The sequence below is a fragment of the Nonomuraea sp. NPDC050733 genome, from assembly GCF_040654215.1.
Lineage (GTDB): Bacteria > Actinomycetota > Actinomycetes > Streptosporangiales > Streptosporangiaceae > Nonomuraea.
In genome coordinates this window covers 228,243-246,865 of sequence record NZ_JBFAHO010000005.1, presented here as the reverse complement: position 1 = coordinate 246,865, position 18,623 = coordinate 228,243, and the positions used below count along the sequence as shown (strand labels likewise).

At 74.9% G+C, this 18,623-nt stretch carries 21 protein-coding genes and 1 pseudogene; 6 read left to right on the top strand and 16 right to left on the bottom strand.

Features of this window, described 5'->3' with window-relative positions; genetic code table 11:
• Positions 1-166: 166 nt before the first annotated feature.
• Positions 167-736, top strand: a pseudogene (locus tag AB0H64_RS12860) (methyltransferase domain-containing protein); the annotation flags it as partial.
• An 85-nt stretch (positions 737-821) separates the two neighbouring features.
• Here the strand turns inward: AB0H64_RS12860 and AB0H64_RS12855 are convergent.
• Positions 822-1,814 carry a DMT family transporter gene (locus AB0H64_RS12855; protein WP_357623345.1) on the bottom strand — a complete coding sequence of 331 codons (993 nt, stop codon included), beginning with the start codon at positions 1,812-1,814 and terminating at the stop codon, positions 822-824.
• 39 nt (positions 1,815-1,853) lie between these two features.
• Here AB0H64_RS12855 and AB0H64_RS12850 point away from each other — a divergent pair, with 39 nt between their 5' ends.
• Positions 1,854-2,393 carry a MarR family transcriptional regulator gene (locus AB0H64_RS12850; RefSeq protein ID WP_357623344.1) on the top strand — a complete coding sequence of 180 codons (540 nt, stop codon included), beginning with the start codon at positions 1,854-1,856 and terminating at the stop codon, positions 2,391-2,393.
• Between the two features lie 16 nt (positions 2,394-2,409).
• Here the strand turns inward: AB0H64_RS12850 and AB0H64_RS12845 are convergent, their stop codons facing one another.
• Entirely contained in the window at positions 2,410-2,874 is a 465-nt protein-coding gene (locus AB0H64_RS12845) for a GNAT family N-acetyltransferase (protein WP_357623343.1), read from the bottom strand.
• Positions 2,875-3,037: 163 nt separating this feature from the next.
• On the opposite strand from AB0H64_RS12845, the gene AB0H64_RS12840 reads away from it, so the two are divergent.
• On the top strand, positions 3,038-3,613 hold the full coding sequence (locus AB0H64_RS12840; protein ID WP_357623342.1) for an HD domain-containing protein: 576 nt from the start codon (positions 3,038-3,040) through the stop codon (positions 3,611-3,613).
• Positions 3,614-3,649: 36 nt separating this feature from the next.
• On the top strand, positions 3,650-4,156 hold the full coding sequence (locus AB0H64_RS12835) for a GNAT family N-acetyltransferase (RefSeq protein ID WP_357623340.1): 507 nt from the start codon (positions 3,650-3,652) through the stop codon (positions 4,154-4,156).
• Between the two features lie 86 nt (positions 4,157-4,242).
• On the opposite strand, the gene AB0H64_RS12830 is transcribed toward AB0H64_RS12835, so the two are convergent.
• Positions 4,243-4,578: a hypothetical protein gene (locus AB0H64_RS12830; protein WP_357623338.1), complete on the bottom strand. Its 336-nt coding sequence runs from the start codon at positions 4,576-4,578 to the stop codon at positions 4,243-4,245.
• A gap of 97 nt (positions 4,579-4,675) precedes the next feature.
• Complete coding sequence (locus AB0H64_RS12825) at positions 4,676-4,909, bottom strand: CDGSH iron-sulfur domain-containing protein (protein ID WP_357623337.1); 234 nt, start codon at positions 4,907-4,909, stop codon at positions 4,676-4,678.
• A 445-nt stretch (positions 4,910-5,354) separates the two neighbouring features.
• Here AB0H64_RS12825 and AB0H64_RS12820 point away from each other — a divergent pair, with 445 nt between their 5' ends.
• Both AB0H64_RS12820 and AB0H64_RS12815 read left to right on the top strand, forming a co-directional pair.
• On the top strand, positions 5,355-5,885 hold the full coding sequence (locus AB0H64_RS12820) for a nuclear transport factor 2 family protein (RefSeq protein WP_357623335.1): 531 nt from the start codon (positions 5,355-5,357) through the stop codon (positions 5,883-5,885).
• 100 nt (positions 5,886-5,985) lie between these two features.
• Positions 5,986-6,693: a hypothetical protein gene (locus AB0H64_RS12815; RefSeq protein WP_357623334.1), complete on the top strand. Its 708-nt coding sequence runs from the start codon at positions 5,986-5,988 to the stop codon at positions 6,691-6,693.
• A gap of 15 nt (positions 6,694-6,708) precedes the next feature.
• On the opposite strand, the gene AB0H64_RS12810 is transcribed toward AB0H64_RS12815, so the two are convergent.
• The 12 genes from AB0H64_RS12810 to AB0H64_RS12755 form a co-directional block, all read right to left on the bottom strand.
• Positions 6,709-7,281, bottom strand: a complete 573-nt coding sequence (locus AB0H64_RS12810) for a TetR/AcrR family transcriptional regulator (RefSeq protein ID WP_357623332.1) — start codon at positions 7,279-7,281, stop codon at positions 6,709-6,711.
• Between the two features lie 9 nt (positions 7,282-7,290).
• Positions 7,291-7,989 carry a FadR/GntR family transcriptional regulator gene (locus AB0H64_RS12805; RefSeq protein ID WP_357623331.1) on the bottom strand — a complete coding sequence of 233 codons (699 nt, stop codon included), beginning with the start codon at positions 7,987-7,989 and terminating at the stop codon, positions 7,291-7,293.
• Between the two features lie 351 nt (positions 7,990-8,340).
• The gene (locus AB0H64_RS12800; protein ID WP_357623330.1) at positions 8,341-11,268 is read right to left on the bottom strand and encodes a hypothetical protein; all 2,928 of its coding nucleotides are present in this window, start codon (positions 11,266-11,268) and stop codon (positions 8,341-8,343) included.
• Between the two features lie 62 nt (positions 11,269-11,330).
• Positions 11,331-12,314: a porphobilinogen synthase gene (hemB, locus tag AB0H64_RS12795; protein ID WP_357623559.1), complete on the bottom strand. Its 984-nt coding sequence runs from the start codon at positions 12,312-12,314 to the stop codon at positions 11,331-11,333.
• Positions 12,311-13,111: an aspartate/glutamate racemase family protein gene (locus AB0H64_RS12790; protein ID WP_357623328.1), complete on the bottom strand. Its 801-nt coding sequence runs from the start codon at positions 13,109-13,111 to the stop codon at positions 12,311-12,313. Before AB0H64_RS12790 ends, hemB begins: the two co-directional genes overlap by 4 nt.
• A gap of 1 nt (position 13,112) precedes the next feature.
• Positions 13,113-14,372 carry an FAD-dependent oxidoreductase gene (locus AB0H64_RS12785; protein WP_357623327.1) on the bottom strand — a complete coding sequence of 420 codons (1,260 nt, stop codon included), beginning with the start codon at positions 14,370-14,372 and terminating at the stop codon, positions 13,113-13,115.
• Positions 14,369-15,097: a hypothetical protein gene (locus AB0H64_RS12780; protein ID WP_357623325.1), complete on the bottom strand. Its 729-nt coding sequence runs from the start codon at positions 15,095-15,097 to the stop codon at positions 14,369-14,371. The genes AB0H64_RS12785 and AB0H64_RS12780 overlap by 4 nt, the downstream gene beginning before the upstream one ends.
• Positions 15,094-15,588 (bottom strand): hypothetical protein, encoded by a 495-nt coding sequence (locus AB0H64_RS12775; RefSeq protein ID WP_357623323.1) that lies wholly within the window; start codon positions 15,586-15,588, stop codon positions 15,094-15,096. Before AB0H64_RS12775 ends, AB0H64_RS12780 begins: the two co-directional genes overlap by 4 nt.
• A complete protein-coding gene (locus tag AB0H64_RS12770; protein WP_357623321.1) occupies positions 15,588-15,869 on the bottom strand; it encodes a hypothetical protein in 282 nt (93 codons plus the stop codon). Before AB0H64_RS12770 ends, AB0H64_RS12775 begins: the two co-directional genes overlap by 1 nt.
• 30 nt (positions 15,870-15,899) lie before the next feature.
• Positions 15,900-16,112, bottom strand: coding sequence for a hypothetical protein (locus tag AB0H64_RS12765; protein WP_357623319.1), 213 nt, complete (start codon positions 16,110-16,112; stop codon positions 15,900-15,902).
• Positions 16,113-16,167: 55 nt separating this feature from the next.
• The gene (locus AB0H64_RS12760; protein WP_357623318.1) at positions 16,168-17,760 is read right to left on the bottom strand and encodes an MFS transporter; all 1,593 of its coding nucleotides are present in this window, start codon (positions 17,758-17,760) and stop codon (positions 16,168-16,170) included.
• A complete protein-coding gene (locus AB0H64_RS12755) occupies positions 17,757-18,527 on the bottom strand; it encodes a hypothetical protein (RefSeq protein ID WP_357623316.1) in 771 nt (256 codons plus the stop codon). The genes AB0H64_RS12760 and AB0H64_RS12755 overlap by 4 nt, the downstream gene beginning before the upstream one ends.
• Positions 18,528-18,623 lie beyond the last annotated feature (96 nt).

Genomic DNA, 18,623 nt, shown 5'->3' with positions numbered 1-18,623 from the left:
GGGACGGGACGAGGAGGAGGCCGCAGAGCGGTCGTGATCGACCACCGTATCGGGATATATCGGCGGATGTCCTCTGCGATTTCCGGGCGCGTCACGGCGGCGAGGCTGCACGGGATCTCGACGCTCTCCCCGCGGGAACGCCACACCGGTGTGCTTGGCTCGGACCATGATCCAGAACCGAGGCACGATGACGCCCGACCCGATCTCCTACCTCGACCAGGTGGCCGCGAGCGTCCCGGGCCGCGCCTACAAGCGGCGGGTGCTCCGCCTGCTCGACCTCCGGCCGGGCCAGACGGTGGTGGACATGGGCTGCGGGCCCGGGACCGATCTGGGGACGATGGCGGCGGCGGTCGCGCCGGGCGGCCGGGTCGTCGGCGTCGACCGCGACCCCGCCATGGTGGCCGAGGCCGCCGTCCGGGTGGAGGGACGGCCCGGCGTCGAGGTCCGCTCCGGTGACCTGCACGCTCTGCCGGTGAGCGACGGCAGCGTCGATCGGGCCCGCACCGACCGGGTGCTCCAGCACGTCGAGGACCCCGCCAGGGTGCTGGCCGAGTTCCGGCGGGTGGCCCGCCCCGGGGCACGGATCGTCATGGCCGAACCCGACTGGGAGGGCCTGCTGATCGACTCCCGGGATCCGGACATGGGCCGCGGCCTCACCCGGTTCATCACCACGGAGATCGTCCGCAACGCGACCATCGGCCGCGGCCTCGCGCGGCTGTGCGCCGAGGCGGGGCTGACCGTGCGCTCCGTGGTCGCCGTGGCGCCGGTGCTCCGCGACTTCGACACGGCCGACCGGCTGCTGGGACTGCGCCGCAACGTGCTCAGGGCCGTGGCGGCGGGCCGTCTGGGCACGGCCGCGGAGGAATGGGTGGAGGAGCTGCGGGGACGGCCGTTCCTGGCGTCGTTCCTGATGTTCCTGGTGACGGCCGAGGCCGGCGCCTGAGGGAGGGACCCCGGGCGAGGAGGCGGGCGGTGATCGGCTGGCCGAGGAGGATGCCGGCGAAGACCAGGGCGAGGCCGAGGAGCTGCTGTGCCGTGAGCGTCTCGCCGGCCACCACCGTGCCGAGCAGGACGCCGGTCAGCGGGTTGAGCAGGCCGATGAGCCCGACCGTTCCCGCGCTCAGGTGCCGCAGCCCCGTGAACCAGGCCGCGAAGGCCAGCGCGGTCGCCACGATCGTCACGTACCCGAACCCGAGCACCGCGGGCCCGTCCAGCGGCGGCGGCGCGCCCTCCACCGCGACGGCCACCGGAACCAGCACGACGCCCCCGGCGATGAGCTGCCACGACGTCAGCGAGAACACGTCGACCGTCGCGCTCCACTTCTTGGCCAGCACGTAACCGAACGACGACATGGTCATCGCCAGGACGGAGGCCAGCACCCCGGTCGCGTTCACGGTGGCCGCGCCCCTCAGCAGCAGGAGGCAGACGCCGGCGATCCCGATGGCCGCGCCGGCCACGTGCGCCGCCCGGGGACGCTCCGCCAGCGCGGCCCAGGCGAACAGCATCATCACCACGGGCGAGGTGGCCATGATCGTCGAGGCGATGCTCGTCGGCAGCGTCTGGGCCGCGAGGTAGACCAGGGCGAAGAACGCGCCCATGTTCAGGGTGCCGAGCACCAGCGACCTCCACCACCACGACCCTCGCGGAAGCCGCCTGCGGACGAGGAGGAGGAGCAGCCCGGCGGGCAGCGCCCGGATCGCGGCGCCGTACAGGGGGCTGTCGGCCGGCAGGAACCGGTGCGTGACGAGATACGTGGCGCCCCATGCCACCGGGGCGATCGCGGTGACCGGCGCCCACCGCAATGTAGCTTCCATGGAAGACAATGTAGCTTCCTTGGAAGCTATTGTGGAGCCATGAGCGACTCTGTGAGCGGACCGGATCACGCGGATCATGTGGCGCGCATCCTGCAGGCGTGGGCCCGCGAGCGACCCGACCTGGACGTGCGTCCGCTGGGCGTGATCGGGCGGCTGCACCGCCTGGCGGGCCACCTGACCGACCGGCTGCTGGTCGTCTACCGGCGCTACGGGCTGGGGGAGGGGGACTTCGACGTGCTCGCCGCCCTCCGGCGGGCCGGGGAGCCGTTCGAGCGGGCTCCCGGCGAGCTGGCCGCGTACACGATGGTGACCACGGGCGCCATGACCAAGCGGATCGACCGGCTGGAACGCGCCGGCCTGGTCACCCGCCGGCCCAGCGCGGACGACGGCCGCGCCCGCGTCGTCGCGCTCACCGACGCCGGCCGGGAGCTGTTCGACGAGGCGTTCACCGAGCACATGCGCAACGAGCGCGGCCTCCTCGACCTCCTGACGCCCGAGGAGGCCGACCAGCTGGAGAGGCTGCTGATCAGGTGGCTGGCCGGCTTCGAGGGCCCCCGCCCGCCACGAGAGGAGTCGTGACCGCCGGGAAGCCGCCTCAGGCGCCGCCGAGCCGCAGCTCGAACACCATCCGGTCGGTGGACGGCCCGTCGTGGTCGGGAACGGGACCCCGCACCGCGAACCCCATCGCCGTGTGGAACGCGATGGAGCCGTGGTTGATCGGCGCGGTGATCGCCTGCACCCGCGTGCGCCCGCCCGCCGCCGCCAGGTCGAAGAAGCTCCGGTACAGCCGGCGCGCCAGCCCGTCTCCCCGCCGGTCCGGGTGGACGCCCACGAAATGGATGTACGCGGCGTCGGGCACCGAGGGCGACAGGAAACCGACGAGGAACCCCGTCAGGGCGTCGCCGTCCTCCGCCACGAGGCTGGTGCGGTGGAAATGGTCGAGGAACAACCGCGGCAGGCTGCCCTGGAGGGGGCGTCCCCACCAGTCGTCCACCACCGGGGCGATGCGGTCGTAGTCGCCCGGCTCGGCCGTCCGCAGCCGCACGCCGTCATCCGTCATGGTCGTCACATCCCGTCCTGAACACCGGAGGACATCGTCCCAGAGGCGGTCAGGACGGGGGCGTCCGGGGCGGCGCGGTGCGGCGTGTCGGCGCGGACGCCGCCCGCAGGGGAAAGTGTCGTCTACGCTCGGCCCATAGGTACCGAGGTGAGAGGGGACCCTCGTGGCTGACGACATGACGGGACTGACGGGCCTGCTCTACGAGATGGGGCTGCTCAAGCGTTACAAGCGCACCGGCTGGCTGGTGGCCGGCGTGCGGGATCCGGAGAGCATCGCCGACCACTCGTTCCGTACGGCGGTCATCGCGGGGGTGGTCGCGGTGCTGGAGGGGGGAGACCCGCAGCGGGCGTCGTTCATGAGCCTGTTCCACGACAGCCAGGAGACCCGCATCACCGACATCCCGTACGTCGCCAAGCGCTACCTCAAGGCGCCCGCCAACGAGGACGTCACCGCCGACCAGACGAGCGACGTGCCCGAGGCCGTGGCCTCCATGCTGCGTGGTGCGATCGCCGAGTACGAGGAGAAGGTCAGCCTGGAGGCGGTCTGCGCCCGCGACGCCGACAAGCTCGAATGCCTGCTCCAGGCCGTCGAGTACCGGGAGCAGGGCCACCAGAACGTGCAGCCGTGGATCGACAGCTCGCTGGCCGCGCTCAAGACGGCCACGGCGAAACGGCTCGCGGACGAGGCGCTGCGCACGGGCACCCTCGACTGGCTGACCCGCGTCCTCGAAGGCGCCTGAGACCGGACCCGGCGGCAGGTCCCCTACGCTGGGGGGATGATTCGCCGCGCCACCCCTGACGACGTGCCCGCCATCCTCGGACTGATCCACGACCTCGCCACGTACGAGAAGGCCGCGCACGAGGTGCGGGTCACCGAGGAGCAGCTGCGCGCCGCGCTCTTCGGCGCCGCTCCGGCGGTGTTCGCGCACGTCGCGACCGAGGACGAGGGGAACGAGGAGGGTCACAGGGCCGGCGAGGTCGTCGGGTTCGCGATGTGGTTCCTCAACTTCTCCACCTGGCGCGGCACGCACGGCGTCTACCTGGAGGACCTGTACGTGCGGCCGGACCGCAGGGGCGGCGGCCACGGCCGGGCGCTGCTGGCGGAGCTGGCGCGCATCTGCGCCGAGCGGGGTTACCAGCGGCTCGAATGGTCGGTGCTCGACTGGAACGAGCCGGCGATCGGGTTCTACCGCGCTCTGGGCGCGGTGCCGCAGGACGAGTGGACGACGTTCAGGCTGACGGACGAGCCGCTCCGGCTCCTGGCGGAGCGCGCCACCGCCTGACCGGTGCCCGCACGCCCCCCGGACAAGGATCGCCGCGGGCTCCCCCAGAGTGCCCGCGGCGATCCGGAACGCCTGGTGCGGCCCGCCTACATCCCCGTGGGGGCGCGGTGCGACATGCCGCTGGACGCGCGGTCGAACACGTCCGTGTCCGCCTCCTGCCCGCGTCCCATCTCCTGCATGGGGCCGCCCATGCCCTCCACGGACTCGCGGCCGCCCTCCTCCAGGCGGAGCGCGACGCCGAGGGCGAAGAACGTGGGAGCCCATTCGCCCACGAAGATGCCCCACCGGTCGGCACGGTCGAGTCCGGCCGCCTCGGCCTTGGTGGACAGTGCCCACGTCGCGAACGAGAGCCCGATGGACATCGCCCCGGCCATGTAGGCGTGATGGGATCGGATTCCCATCTTGTGCAGCATTTTGATCATGATTCTCCCCCTTGCTGTGGTGTGCTGCTACCCGCCCGATATGCGCAGATAACGCATACATGTCGCACTTTGCCCGGTCTTGAGGGCGTCGGGTGGGTCAGGCGGCGGGGCCGGGGTCCGGGGCGCTGGCGGCCTGGAAGCCCGCCGCCCGGTGCGAGCCGTCGCAGAACGGTTTCGTGGACGACAGCCCGCACCGGCACAGCGCCACCGTCGCCCGCCCGGGGTCGATCTGCCGCCCGTCCTGGGTCACCAGCCGGAACCTCCCGCGCACGAGGAGCGGCCCGTCCTCGCAGGGAGTCACCGTCACCTCGCCGTCACCGTCGGTACGCATCCCGCACACCTGCCCAGGCCGGAATCGCGGAAACTCACTCACCGTGACGCTTCACCGCTGTGGCGAGACCGTTCAGAGGTCGGATCGTGATAATCGCGCGACCAACCCTCCGGGGCCTCACCGTAACGTCCACCGGGTGTCCGGAACGGAGCCGAACGTCACCAACGCCCCAGCCCCTCTGCCGCAGCGTGACAGTGCCGATCGCTGCGCCAGTGCCGACTCGGGACGGCGCTGCGTCCTGCCGCCGGGCCACCAGGGCCCACACGTCTACCCACCGTCGGAGATCCTGCCCTGACGGGCCGCCCGGCATGCCGCGGGGGCGCCCCGGAAGGCCACGCGGCCTGCTCCCCCCGCCCGCCGGGCATGATCCCTGCGAACCGTAAAAGGCGGGTTCGGACTGGACAAGCGGGCATTCGATCACGAGTGGCATGGGCATCAAGCCGCCATGCACAAGATTCTTCAGGGCAGGTCACTCCTGCTGGCGACGCTTGTCCCTGCTCTGCTCGTCACGGGCTGCGCGTCCGGTGGCGGCACGGAGGCCATGGGCGGCAGCGCGGCGAGTCCCGGCGCGCCGTCCTCGGACATGAGCTCGATGCCGACCGAGAGCGCCTCGCCGTCGGAGAGCATGGCGGCCAAGAACACGCCCAAGGGCATCGTCCAGAGCTACTTCGGCGCCATCAAGGCGGGCAAGGTGGACGACGTCGTGGCCCTGTTCGCCGGTGACGCGGTGACCGCCCTCGAGGGCACGGCGACCGCCGAGGGGACCGACGCCATCCGCAAGGCCTACGAGGGGATGATGACCGGGCCGATGTCCGGCACGTACACGATCGAGGACACGGAGAAGCTCGGCGACACCTACGCGCTCGTCCGGGCGACCAGCCAGCAGGACAACCAGAACTTCCGGGAGTTCTTCATCCTGGAGAAGTCGAGCAACGGCTGGAAGATCGACCGTCTGATGAGCAACCAGTCCTCCTGACCTCACGCCCCGCGCGGTGACGGCGCGGTGGTCACCCGTCCGGCGGCCACCGCGCCGTGCGGCCCGGGAACCCCGGAGCGCCGCCCGGTGTACCAGCACCATGAAGACGATCGTGAGAGCCCTGACCGGCCTGTTCGGCCTCGCGCTGCTCGCGGCCGCGGCGCCGGCCTGGGCGGCGGGGAACTGGGCGGTGACCTACCTGGACCCGGCGCCGGCGCGCTTCGCCGCCGCCACGCCGTACACGCTGGGGTTCTGGGTGCTCCAGCACGGCAACCACCCGTACCAGGGCGACCTCGGGCGGACGGGGCTGCGGCTGACCGGGCAGGACGGCGAGGTGCTGATGTTCGCCGGCTCGCGGCTGCCGGAGGCCGGCCACTACGCGACGGCCCTCGTCGTGCCCCGGGGGACCTGGCGGGTCGAGGGCGTCCAGGGGCGGTTCCAGCCGCATCCGCTGGGCACGCTCACCGTGCCCGGCGGGCTGGCGGTGAACCCCGTGCCCCATGACGCGATCCCGGCGGCCGTGGCTCCCGGGGCGGACTACTGGGGGCAGATCCGGCCGCCCGGCTTCCCGGCGGGCAAGGGGACGACCGTGCTGTCCTCGCCGGCGCCGGCCGCACCGGCTCCCGTCGCGGCTCCCGCGGCGACTCCGGAGGACGTGCCCGGCTCGGGTGGGCGCGGTGTCCCGCCGTACACGCTGGCGATCGCCGCGGCGGCGGGGGCGCTCCTCACGGTGGCCCTCCTGCGCGGTCCCACCCGCCGCCGGTCCCGTCCGGACGCCCCGGACGACACCGTCGTCCTTCCCGGCTGAGCGTGCGCGAGACCGTCAGGCCCGGGGCGGCGACAGGAGCGCGTCCAGCGTGCGGACCAGCGTCTCGCCCGCCTCCTCGCGCGCCAGCCGTCCCGCCTCCACCTCGCCCGCCGCCGTGTGCAGGATCGCCAGGAACGTACTGACCAGCCACGTCACCGGCAGGTCCGTCCGGAACGCCCCCTCGTCGCGGCCCCGGACGATCAGCCGCTCCACCCGGTCGAGCGGCTCGGCGTGGCGCTCGCGGAGCCCCTCCGCCGGCAGCGCCGCGTCGGCCGCCAGGAACAGCCGGCTGTGCTGGCTCAGCACGTCCCAGGACGAGCGCACCAGCTCGGCCAGCGCCTCACGGGCGGGCCGCGCGTCGAGGTCGAGGGCCGCCAGCGTCGTGCCGGCCAGCTCGACCGCGTGGGTCACGACCGCCCCGACCAGGGCCTCCCTGGAGGGGAAGTGGCCGTAGAGCGTCACCCGGCCGACGCCCGCCTCCTTGGCGACCTGCATCACGCTCGCGCCCGGGTCGGCGCTCAGCACCCGCCGCCCCGCCTCGAGGATCGCGGCGATGTTGCGCTCGGCGTCGGCACGTCTGGTCCCCATACGGGGAGCCTAGCCGCGTGCCTGGTCAGTCCCGGCCGGCGGTGCCGGCCGCAGCTCGCGTTCGTGCGTGTCGAGGATGGCCATGGACACCTCCACGGCTCCGGAGGCGTCGCCCGACTCGATGGCGCGCAGCAGGGCCCAGTGCGAGGTGTCCGGCTCGTGCGAGGTCCGCCGCACGTCCCGGACGCTGTCGCGGACGGCCTCGCCCATGCTGTGGTAGAGGTCGGCGAGCAGTGGGTTGCGGGCGGTGTCCGCCACCCGCAGGTGGAAGGCGACGTCCGCGTCGGCGAACCCGTCGAGGTCCCCGGCCTCCCCGGCCGCGTCCCGGCGCTCCAGCGTCTCCCGCAGCGCCGCGAGGTCGTCCTCGGTGCGCCGGACCGCCGCCAGCCGGGCGGCGACCAGGTCGAGCCCGCGCCGTACGTCGATGATGTCCATGGCGGCGGCGCGGTCGAGCCGGCGGCGCAGCGCGATCCTGGACTCGTCCGTCGCGGTCACGTACGTGCCGTCGCCCTGACGCGTGGTCAGCAGGCCGGCGTGCGCGAGGACCCGTACGGCCTCGCGCACCGACAGGCGGCTCATGCCGAGGCTCGCGGCGAGCTGCGCCTCCGACGGGATCTTCGTGCCGACCGGCCACGCCCCGCCGGTGATCTCCTTGCGGAGCTGCTCGATGGCGGCGTCCACGAGCGAGGTCCGGGAGACGTTCCGCATGCGCCCTCTCTCCTCCAGACCGGGTGTCGTCAAGGTCGATGTCCTCAGGTCGGTTTCCCGGGCGCTCTCGCCCGGTGGGGCCTCCCAGCCTAGACGCGCCGGGCCGCCGGAACCGGCCGGACAGGCGTCTCCACACGTACGGACGGGATCCTGTCAGGTCCGCGGGCGGGTGAGAGATCGCCCGAGGGACTTTCCCGCTTTTGCCGCGTTTTGTCACCTGCCCCCCGTTGCCACGGAGGACACGCCGGGTGCGCCCCTGGACCTCGGCTCCACGGGCCGTCTCGGGGTCACCGCCTGGGAGGAGTCCCCGCCACGGCCCGCCGGCGAGGCGGCCCGAGGCGGGGGCGGGTCCTAGTACCTGACGCAGTTGGTCCAGTGGCCGTTGCCCTCGCCGTCCAGGACGTACGCGCCCGGGTCCTTGGCGACGGTCCACGAGACCCGCAGCCGCAGCGTCCCGCCGGCGCTCGTCGTGCCGGACGTCCTGCGGCCGTCGCCGCGCGCCACGCCGACCCAGCGGACGACGATCGTGCCGGTCTGCGTGACCGGACGGCCCTGGCAGCCGGGCCGGGCCGCGGGCACCTTCACCCTGAACGACCTGCCCGACACCGCGATGCCGCCGGTGCCGCCGGCCGACGCGACGCGGCACGTCCCGCCCTTGCAGGCGAGCGCGAACGTGCCGGTACGGCGGGCGCCCAGCCTGATCGACACCGGTGACAGGAACGCGACCGGAGCGTGCGGCCGTGGCAGCGCCACCGGCTGCGGGGGTGTCACCGCGGGCTTCCTGGCCGGCCGCTCGGCCGGTTGCCTGGCCGCGCGTCCCGCGGGCCGGTCGGCCGGCCTCATCGTGCCGGCCACGACCGGGCCCTCTCGCCGGCCGTCGTCCGCCGCGCCGGTGTCGGCCGTGCGGCTCGCCGGGGACCCCGCCGTGGGGGTCACGGCGGGGGCCCCGCTGGAGGCCGCGGTCGCGGCCGGCGGGACGGCGGCGGGCTCGGGCGGGGGCACCGGGACCGCGGGGCCGGGGGACGGGCGGCCGTCCGGCGACGGCGTCAGGGCCGGGCCGTCGGAGCCCGTCTCGGTGATCACGGTCATGCGCTGGCGGGCGTTGAGACCGGACCAGGCCAGTCCCGCCACGAGCAGGCCGACGCCCACGAGCAGGCCGACGCGGGCCACGTTTCGCACCGTCAGCCCAGACTCGCCGTCGGCCGCGTCGGGGCGGTCGAGCCAGAACTCGTCGGGGCCGCCGGCGTGCAGCTCCACCACGTGGGCGTCGTGCGGCGGCGCGGGCTCGTACCGGAGCGGTGCGGTGAACGGCGGGGAGCCGACGGCCGGGCCCTCTCCGGGACCGTCGGCGCCACGTCCGCGAGCCCACCCCGGCACGCCGTCGGCGCCCCGGCCGTCCCTCGGGCGGCGGGTGGTCTCCTCGGGGGGCCGGCGGGGCCCCGGGATGGTGATCACCCCGTGCACGCGGGCGGAGGAGGGGGGCGGCTGGTGAGCGGTACCCGGACGCCCACCGGCGACCGGCCGGGGGGCCTGGGCGGGGGCGTCGGCCGGGTGGGTGGGGGAGGAGGCGCGGCCGGAGGCTCCGTCCGGGGTCTGGCGGGGCTGGGAGGGGGCGCCGCTCGGTGATCCGGTCCTGGGGCGGGCGGCGGGCGGGGCGTCGGCCATGACGGGGGCGCTCAGGGGGACGGTCCGCTTCGGCCTGGGGGAGCCGGCCACCATGCGGTCCGTCGGCAGGCTCGTGGGAGCCACCCGAGCCCCCGCCGCCGGGGCGGGCGCGGACGCAGGTGTGGGCGCAGGCGCGGGGACGCGCATCTGCGGCACGACGGGACGGGGCGGCTCCGGCTGGGCCGTCTCGCGGCGTGGCGCCGCCGGGACCGGGGGCGCCGCCGGGACGGGCTGGGAGGTGGGTGGGCCATCGTCCGGGTGGTGCTCCCAGGGCGGGCCACCTTCGGCCCGGCGTGAGGGGGCCCGCTCCTGACCGGCCGGGCCGCTACTGCTGATCCGGTCATGAGCGGACGCCGCTGGAAGGTTCCGGTACGGCACGCCTCCGCGGTTGCGGCGGACGATGGCCCAGTCTGCGTCCCGGTCCGGGGACCAGCCGGGAGACTGGTCGGCCGGGTCCGGGGTCCAGGCGGCGGTCCGGGCGGCCCCGCCTGGAGTCTCGGCGACCGGCGCGGAAGGCCGGCCGGACGGAGAGCCGGCACGGGCCGCGACGGCGCCCGGCGCGCCCGCACGGTTCGGGACGACGCCCGGCCGCCCCGCCCGAGCCGGCACACCTTCGCGGCCGGGCACGACGCCTGGTTGAGCCGGTGCGCCTTCGCGGCCGGGGACGGCGCCCGGCTGAGCCGGTGCCGGCTCCCGGCGCGGGAGGATGTCCGGTGGGCCGGGGCGGGCGTGTTTGCTGGGTGGGCGGTGCGCGGCCGGGTCAGGTGTGTGCTCCGGGCCGGCGGCGGCCGCGCCCGCCGCCGGCCCGGAGCTTTCCCAGGTCCCCGCCGTGGGGCCGGGGACCGGAGCGATGGGCGGAGGCGCGGGCTCGGCCAGCCCGCGCGCCTGCGCCGGGAAGCCGTCCTCCCGCCACAGTCCCGCCTCGTCCGGCAGCGGCAGCGCCCAGGCGAGCTGCTCGTGCAGCGTGCCGGGCGCCGATGAGATCGGCATCTGCCGCAGCAGCGTGTCGGCCACCATGACGCGCGGCGCGCCCTGGCAGACGTCGCAGTGCGCGATGTGGCGGCTGATCCGCGCGCGGGTGCGCCGCCCGGGCGCCGAGGCCCAGTCCGTCACCCGCGACTCCAGCGCCGCGCACCCGTGGCGGGTCCTGGCGGCGATGACGGCGGCGAACCACTCCTCCAGCCCGTCGGCCGCCTCCAGGATGATCGTCTCCACCTCGTCGGAGTCCGCGTCGAAGATGGTGGCGATCTCGTCGGTCGTCAGCCCGTGCCGTACCGACAGGTCGAGCAGCTCCCTGTGCGGCGGGGCGAGCGCGCGCAGCGCCTCCGGCAGCAGGTCGGCCATCCGGCCGGGCCGCGACCAGGAGCCGACGCTGGTGGGGGTGGAGATGTACGAGCGGTGCGCGCGGGCCAGCGCGTACAGCCAGGGCCGCAGCGGCGACGACTGGTCGACCCGGTCGGCCCAGGCGTGCGCGGACAGCAGGGTGCCCGCGACGGCCAGCTCGGCGTCGCTCGACGACAGCTCCGTCCGGCAGTAGTCGTACAGGTGCGGCCCGTAGCCGTCGCACAGTTCGAGGATGGCCTCACGTGCGTCCTCCGACAGGGTGCGCCACATCCGGGTCGCATCTCCTCTCCGCGGTTCGGGCTTGGGGTCCGGCATCGGGGCCGCTCCGGGGGTCAGCGGGGCAGCCGTTCGGCGATCTCGGTGGCCCAGTACGTGATCACGCTGCCCGCGCCCGCCCGGCGGATCGCGGTGAGGCTTTCGAGGATCGCGCGGTCGCGGGTGAGCCAGCCGTTGGCGGCGGCGGCCTCGATCGCGGCGTACTCGCCGGAGACCTGATAGGCGGCCACCGGAACGTTGACGGTGTCGGCGACGCGGCGGACCACGTCGAGGTAGAGGCCGGCCGGTTTGACCATCACCATGTCGGCGCCCTCGTCCACGTCGAGCAGCACCTCGCGCAGCGACTCGCGCAGGTTGGCCGGGTCCTGCTGGTGGGTGGAGCGGGTGCCGGTGAGCCGCGACTCGACCGCGTCGCGGAACGGGCCGTAGAAGGCGGAGTCGTACTTGGCGGCGTAGGCCATGATCGGCAGGTTGTGGTGGCCGGCGGCGTCGAGGGCGCGGCGGATGGCGCCGACCTGGCCGTCCATCATGCCGCTGGGCGCGACCATGTGGGCGCCGGCCGCGGCCTGGGCGAGGGCGACGCGGGCGTAGGCGCTCAGGGTGGCGTCGTTGTCGACGTCGCCGCGGGCGTCGAGGATGCCGACGTGCCCGTGCTCGGTGTACTCGTCCAGGTTGATGTCGCCGATGACGACGGTGGCGTCGCCGACCTCGGCGGCGACGTCGGCGAGGGCGAGCTGGGTGATGCCGTGCTCGTCCCAGGCGCCGCGCCCGTCGTGGTCCTTGCGCTCGGGGATGCCGAACAGCAGCAGCCCGCCCACGCCGGCCCGCACGGCGGCCGCGGCGGCCTTGCGGACGCTCTCGCGGGTGTGCTGGACCTGGCCGGGCATGCACGCGATGGGACGGGGCTCGTCCAGGCCCTCGCGGACGAACAGCGGCTGGATCAGGTCGGCGGGGTGCAGGCGGGTCTCGGCCACCAGCCCGCGCAGGGCGGGGGTGCGCCGCAGGCGGCGGGGACGCTCGGCGGGGTAACTCATGGTCAGTCTCCGATCACCTTGCCGAGCAGCACCCGCTCGGCGTGTTCGACGGCGGCCTGGGGCGGGCGCCGCATCCAGTAGCCGGCGGTGCTGCGCGCGGTGATGTTGAGCGCGCGCAGCTCGCACAAGTGCTCGGCCGTCTTGATCGCCAGGCCGCCGGGGTCGATGACGGGAAGGCCGTGCAGTTCGTGGACGCGCAGGTGGACGAGGATCACGTTCGGGATGCCCTCGGCCGGGACCAGCCACTGGGCGCCGGCCTTGGCGGCCTGGCGCGCGGCCTCGGTGTAGGCCTCCAGGAACGGCTCGAAGTCCTGCGCGAGCGCCCGCTGCACGACGTCCGCGCCGCGCTCGACGATCTGGTACGAGGCCAGGTCGGCGCCGGCGGCCCGGATGTTCTCGGTGATGGGCTCGGCCAGGTGCGGGATGAAGCCGAGCACGCCGAGGCGGTGGCGCTCCATCCGGGCGGCCTGCCAGACCGCGTCGCCGTAGCCGACGACGGGGATCGACACCCTGGTGCGGGCCGCGGCCAGCCCCGGGTCCTGGCCGGCGCCGCTGATCCAGGCGGCGCAGCCGTCGCGCTCGGCGGTCACCGCGGTCTGCGCGAAGTAGTGGCCGAACAGCAGGCCGATCTCGCCGTAGCCCACCAGGTGCTCGGGCAGCGCCGTGCCGTACGTCTCGGGCGGCAGCGTGTGGATCTCCACGGTCGTGCCGGGGGCTGACACCAGGGCCAGATGCTCGGCGTACAGCTTGTCCAGAAGCGGCGTGCGGCCCTCGACGGTGTGTTTCTGGAACCAGATGCGCATGTCAGCTCTGCCTCACGGAATGGGGAACGGGGTCCAGCACGCGGTCGGGGGCGCGTCCGGGCGGACGGCCGGGCAGGGTGTCGGCCCCGCCGGTCGGCATGCCGCCCGGGATGGTGTCGAGCATCGACGCCTGCGCCAGGTAGACGCGGGTGGCGTCCGGGTCGCCGGCGATGGCCCGCAGCCCCGCCATCGCGGCCGCCAGCCGGGAGGTGTCGCGGTCCTGCACGCCGGCGACGCGCGCCTCGCTGCGCGGGATCACGTGGTCGAGCAGGACGCCGCGCCGCCGCCACGCCCACGCGTCCAGCGCGGACGGCCCGGCCTCCCCGCCGATGACGTCGGCGAGGACGGCGCCGAGCTCGACGGCGTCGTGGATGCCGGCGTTCATGTTGAGCCCGCCGGCCGTGGAGGTCAGGTGCGCCGCGTCGCCCGCGAACAGCACCCGGCCACACCGGAAGGAGCCGAGCACCCCGCGGGCCAGGCCGTACCGGTCGGCGCCGATGACCCGCACCGGGCGGCTGACCCCGGGCAGCGCCCGCCGCACCAGCGCGGCCACGGTGGAGGTGGCCAGCGGGTTGCGGGCGTCGCACGGGATGCGCACCACGATCCGCCAGTGGTCGGGCAGGGCGAGCAGGCTGCACGACTGGCCGACGTCGCGCACGTACGTCAGCGGCGCCAGCCGCGGCAGCAGCTCGTCCAGCGGCGAGTCGGTGAAGACCCGCAGCGCCTGCGTCGGGTAGCTGGAGCGGGGGAACGGCAGGCCGAGCGAGCCGCGCACGGTGCTGTGCGCGCCGTCGGCCGCCACCACGTACTTGGCCCGCGCCCAGCTGCGCCCGATGCGCAGCCGCACGCCGGTGCCGCCCTCGGCCACCCCGTCCACGGCCGTGCCGAACCGCACGTCCGCGTCCGGCTCGGCGGACAGCGCCGCCAGCAGCAGCGGGGTGAGCGACGACTGCTCCGCGTGCAGCCGGTACGGGTGCCGGGTCAGCCCGTCGAGGCTGCCCATCGCCATCTCGGCCAGGACCTCGCCGGCCCGATCGCGCCACTGCACGCGGCTCACCACGCGCCCGCGGGAGATGAGCGGCTCGGCGACGCCGAGGTGGTCCAGCAGGTCGAGCGTGGCCGGATGGAAGGTGGAGGCCCGCGACTGCCGGGCCAGGCCCGCCTCCCGCTCGAACACGGTCACCGGCACGCCCGCCCTGGCCAGGGTGAGCGCCGCCGTCAGCCCGACCGGGCCGGCGCCGACCACGGCGACGCCGCTCATGTCCGCTGCCCCTGCGCGGCCGGGCGGTGCGGCACCCGGCCGAGCGTGATCGGCATGCCCGTCGCCCGCGACAGCGCCCACCAGGAGCTGCACAGGTTCGAGGTGAGCAGGACCCGGTCGTTGCCGGCGCCGATGGACAGCAGCGCGGGCAGCGTCGACATGCCGGTGCCGCTGAACAGCACCACCGCGTCGTCCGGCAGCCCCGCCTCCGTCACCTGCTCGACCAGCTCGGCCGGGGTCACGTTGTACGGCGAGAACCGGCCCCGCGCCCGCACCTCGACCACCCTGGTGACGTGCATGCCGGCGGCCTTCCAGAACCGCTCGGCCAGCTCCGTCAGCCACGGCTCGTACGGCGAGACCAGCACGAGGTCCTCGGCGCCGATGTGGTCGAGCGCGTCCAGCGTGGCCACCGTCGCCGTGGCGAACGGCACACCGAAGCGCCTGCTCAGCTCGTCGCACCGCAGCCGGTCCTCGTCCGGGCCGAGCAGGTACCGTGAGCCGCTGCACAGCATGACGATCGCGTCCAGCGGCAGGTCGCCGAACGAGCAGATCATCGCGGGCAGCGCCTCGTTGTACGTCTCCAGCCGCTCCGGCAGGGTCAGCCCCGGCCGTACCGGGAGCCGGGTGACGTGCATGTCGGCCCGGGAGCCCAGGAGGCGCGCCAGCTCGGGCTCCGCCGCCGGGTTCGCCGGAGGCACGATCACGCCCACTCTGCCCCGCTTCATGTGACCCTCCCGGTGTCCAGGCCGAACAACGTCAGCAGCGCGTCGGCGTACCGCTCACCCGCGGGGGACCCCGAGTGGCGGGTCAGGCGCGTCAGCGGCCCCTCCAGGAAGGCGTCCACCACCCGCTGGACGGCGTCGCGCACCTCGTCGTGGGCCGAGGCGTCCAGCCCCGGCGCGCGGGAGGCCAGCCGGCCCAGCTCGGCGTCCGCGACGGCGCCCGCCTTCCTCCGCAGCGCCACCGCCACCGTGCCCGCCACCGTGCCCGCCCCCGTGCCCGCGCTCGACTCCTCCGAAGGGGCCACGGATGAAGGGGTCACGGATGAAGGGGTCGCGGACGGGGAGGCGGGCACCGGCACCGTGGTGATCCACGGCCGCGCGCCACCGGCCCGGCGGGCGGGGATCGCGCCGCCGATCCCACGGCGGACGAGCCGCTCCGGCAGCACCGGAGGCCGCTCCGGCAGGACGGGCGAAGGAGCGAGTCCGGTCGTCATCAGCAACCCGACCAAGCCGCGGCCCAGAAGGCCGCCTCACGCCGCTCCCGGGCCTCGTCAACCTCGCGCCGGGCCCGCGCCTGCTCCTCATCACGGCGGGTCCGCGCGTCTTCCATCTCGCGCCGGGTCCGCGCGTCCTCAACGTCGGCCGTGACGTCCAGCCGCACCCCGGCGCGCTCGGCGCCGAGCAGGTGCACCGCGGCCCCGATCACGGTGTCGGCGAACTCCCGTTGCCGCTCCGCGGCGACCTCCGCCGGGCATTCGACCTTGATGGTGACCATGGTTTCCTCCTGCGGGGGGTGGTGAGGGGTTCAGGACGCGTGCTCGAGCGCCTGGTCGATGACGCTGATGGCCAGGTCGGACACCTGCCTGATGTGGTGCAGCCGGTGCACGGTGCGCTCGGCCGCCGCGGTGGTGACGCGGTCGTCCTCCGCCGCGCGGGGAGGCGGCGGGGCCGGCCTCTCACCACGGGCGGGAGCCCCGTAGGGGTGCTGGTACGGCCTGCGGATCTCGTCGGTGAGCATGGTCCACTCCTGTCAGCGCGGCTTCACGGGCGGATACACGGGACTGGTCTCGGGCTCAGAGCCGCTCGGCGGCTCGGTGGGCGGACGGGTCGCGGGCGCCGAAGCGGGCCAGCTCCTCCTCCGCCTCGTCGCGCACCTGGACGAAGCTGTCGCGCAGCTCGGCCAGCAGCCGGCGCAGCATGATCAGCTCTGCCTCGGCCTCACGCCTGGACAGGCGAGCGGCCCGGCGGCGCGGCGTTCCGGCGACGCGGGCGAGGGCCACGGTGCCGACGACCACGGCCACGATCAGGCAGCCGACCATCGCGGAGGCGAAGCCCGGCATCGGCCCGTCCAGCACCGGCTGGTCCACCAGGGCCGAGGCGCCGGCCACGCCGATCGCGCCGCCCAGCATGCGGGCCGTGTTCACGGCGCCGACCGCGGAGGCGTACTGGGTGGGATGGGCGGCCATCGTGCCGACCGTGAACGTGCCGGTGGACAGGGCGCCGAAGCCGCTGCCCAGCATGAGCGCGGCCACCAGCGTCAGGGCGTTCGGGTACGGATTGGCCAGCATGAGGGCGCAGCCGCCGCCGAGGAGCAGGGCCCCGGCGTAGATGACCGCGTTGAGGCCGATGCGGCGCCCGGCCAGCATGGCCAGCGGGCTGCCCGCGATCATCGCGAGCGAGATGGGCGTCAGCCACAGGCCGATCGTCACAGGGTCGAACCCGGAGCTCTTCAGGTACAGCGGGCCGAGGGCCAGCACCACGAACGAGGCGGCGCCGTACAGCAGGGACGCCCCGCCCGACCACAGGAAGCCGGGCCGCCGCCACAGCCGCATGTCGATGGCGCCGGCCGCGTGGCGCCACGACGTGGCGACGGCCCCGGCCAGCAGGAGCCCGGCAGCCGCCGCGCAGCCCAGGATGCGCGGGGAGGTCCATCCCCACGTGCCGCCCTGGGAGACGGCGAGCACGGCCGCGGCGATCGCGCCGATGAGCAGCAGCGTGCCGAACACGTCGGGCACGCGGCGCACCTGCCCGAAGGAGCGGGGCAGCGCGGGGGTCAGCATGAGCAGGGCCGCGGCCAGGCCGGCGCTCGGCAGGAACAGGCCGCGCCAGCCGTACTCGGCCACCAGCAGGCCGCCGCCGGCCTGGAGCGTGAGCGCGCCGATCCCGGAGGAGGCGCTCCACAGCGCCACCGCGCCGGCGCGCCGGTTGGCCGGCAGCTCGCCCAGCAGCAGGCCGAGCGAGGCGGGGAACATCAGCGCGGCGCCGACGCCCTGCGCCAGCCGCCCGCCGAGGAGCAGCGGGAAGGACGTGGTCGCGATGACCGCCGCGGCGCCCAGCCCGTACAGGGCCAGGCCGACCGCGAGGACGCTGCGCCTGCCCAGCAGGTCGGCGAAGCGGCCCGCCGTGGCCAGCAGCGCGGCCACCGCGGCGAAGTTGATCGTGCTGACCCACGTGATCTCCGCCATCGGCAGGGACGCCGTGATGGGGTCGCGGCTCAGCACGGGGATCGCCAGCGTCGTCGCCGTGCTGTCGGCCATGATCGCGATGACGACACCGCAGGCGATCAGCCGCAGGACGACGAAGCGCCCCCGGACCAGGAGCCGGGGTCGCGCCACCGGCCCGACGAACGGGCCGGCGACGTGCTCGCGAACGGGCGTCAGGGTCATCGCGGCGTCTCCGCCAGGTCCCTGCGGGCGACGGTGACGGTCTCAGGCCGGGGCACCTCGGGACGGTTCGGCACGCTGGCCGCGACCATCCGCTCGGTGATCCCGACCAGCCGCCCGGGCGCCCGGGTCCACGGGCGCGCCGAACGGCCGGCGTCCGGGCCGAGCAGCGACATGACCACCTGCGAGGCCAGCGTCAGGTGCTCGGCGCAGCGGCGGCTCACCTTGGCCTCCAGGCCGGTGACCTGCGCCAGCCGCAGCCGCAGCGGCTCCAGCGACGCGGTGCGCTCCAGACCGTCCAGCTCGGCGAGCCGGTCGGGCCAGCGCAGCTCGCGGCCGACGTGGTCGCGGACCCTCATGGCGATCTCGTCGGCGGGCACCTTCTGCTCGCGCAGCCGGGTGCCGAGCGTGAAGGCCGCGCGGGCGGTGCGGGTGTAGTCGGACAGCCGGCCCGCGAGGGCGGCGTCGAGCATCCGGACCCGGTGGACCAGGCACTCGGCGCTCCAGCCGAGCACCATCAGCCGCTCGGCGGCGACCTCGGTGTGCCAGCCGGCCAGCCGCAGCTCGCGGGCCATCCGGTGGTAGTGGACCCAGCGGTCGCCGTTGCCGTCCACCCAGACCTCCACGCCGCCGAGCGGCATGTTGGCGACGTGGACGCGCTTGTCGGGGGGTACCACGCGGGCGCAGATGCGCAGGATCACCCGATCGGGCGCCTGCGGAGCCCTCGGCCGCCTGGCGAACCAGGAACCGTGCTGCGGTTCGGCGGTCACTCCGGCCACCTCCTCGCCGGCGACTCTCCAGAACCGTCCGGCTGTCAAGTCTCACTTTCCAGGTGTCGGTCCGATAGTGGCGTTCTGTGGGAAGAT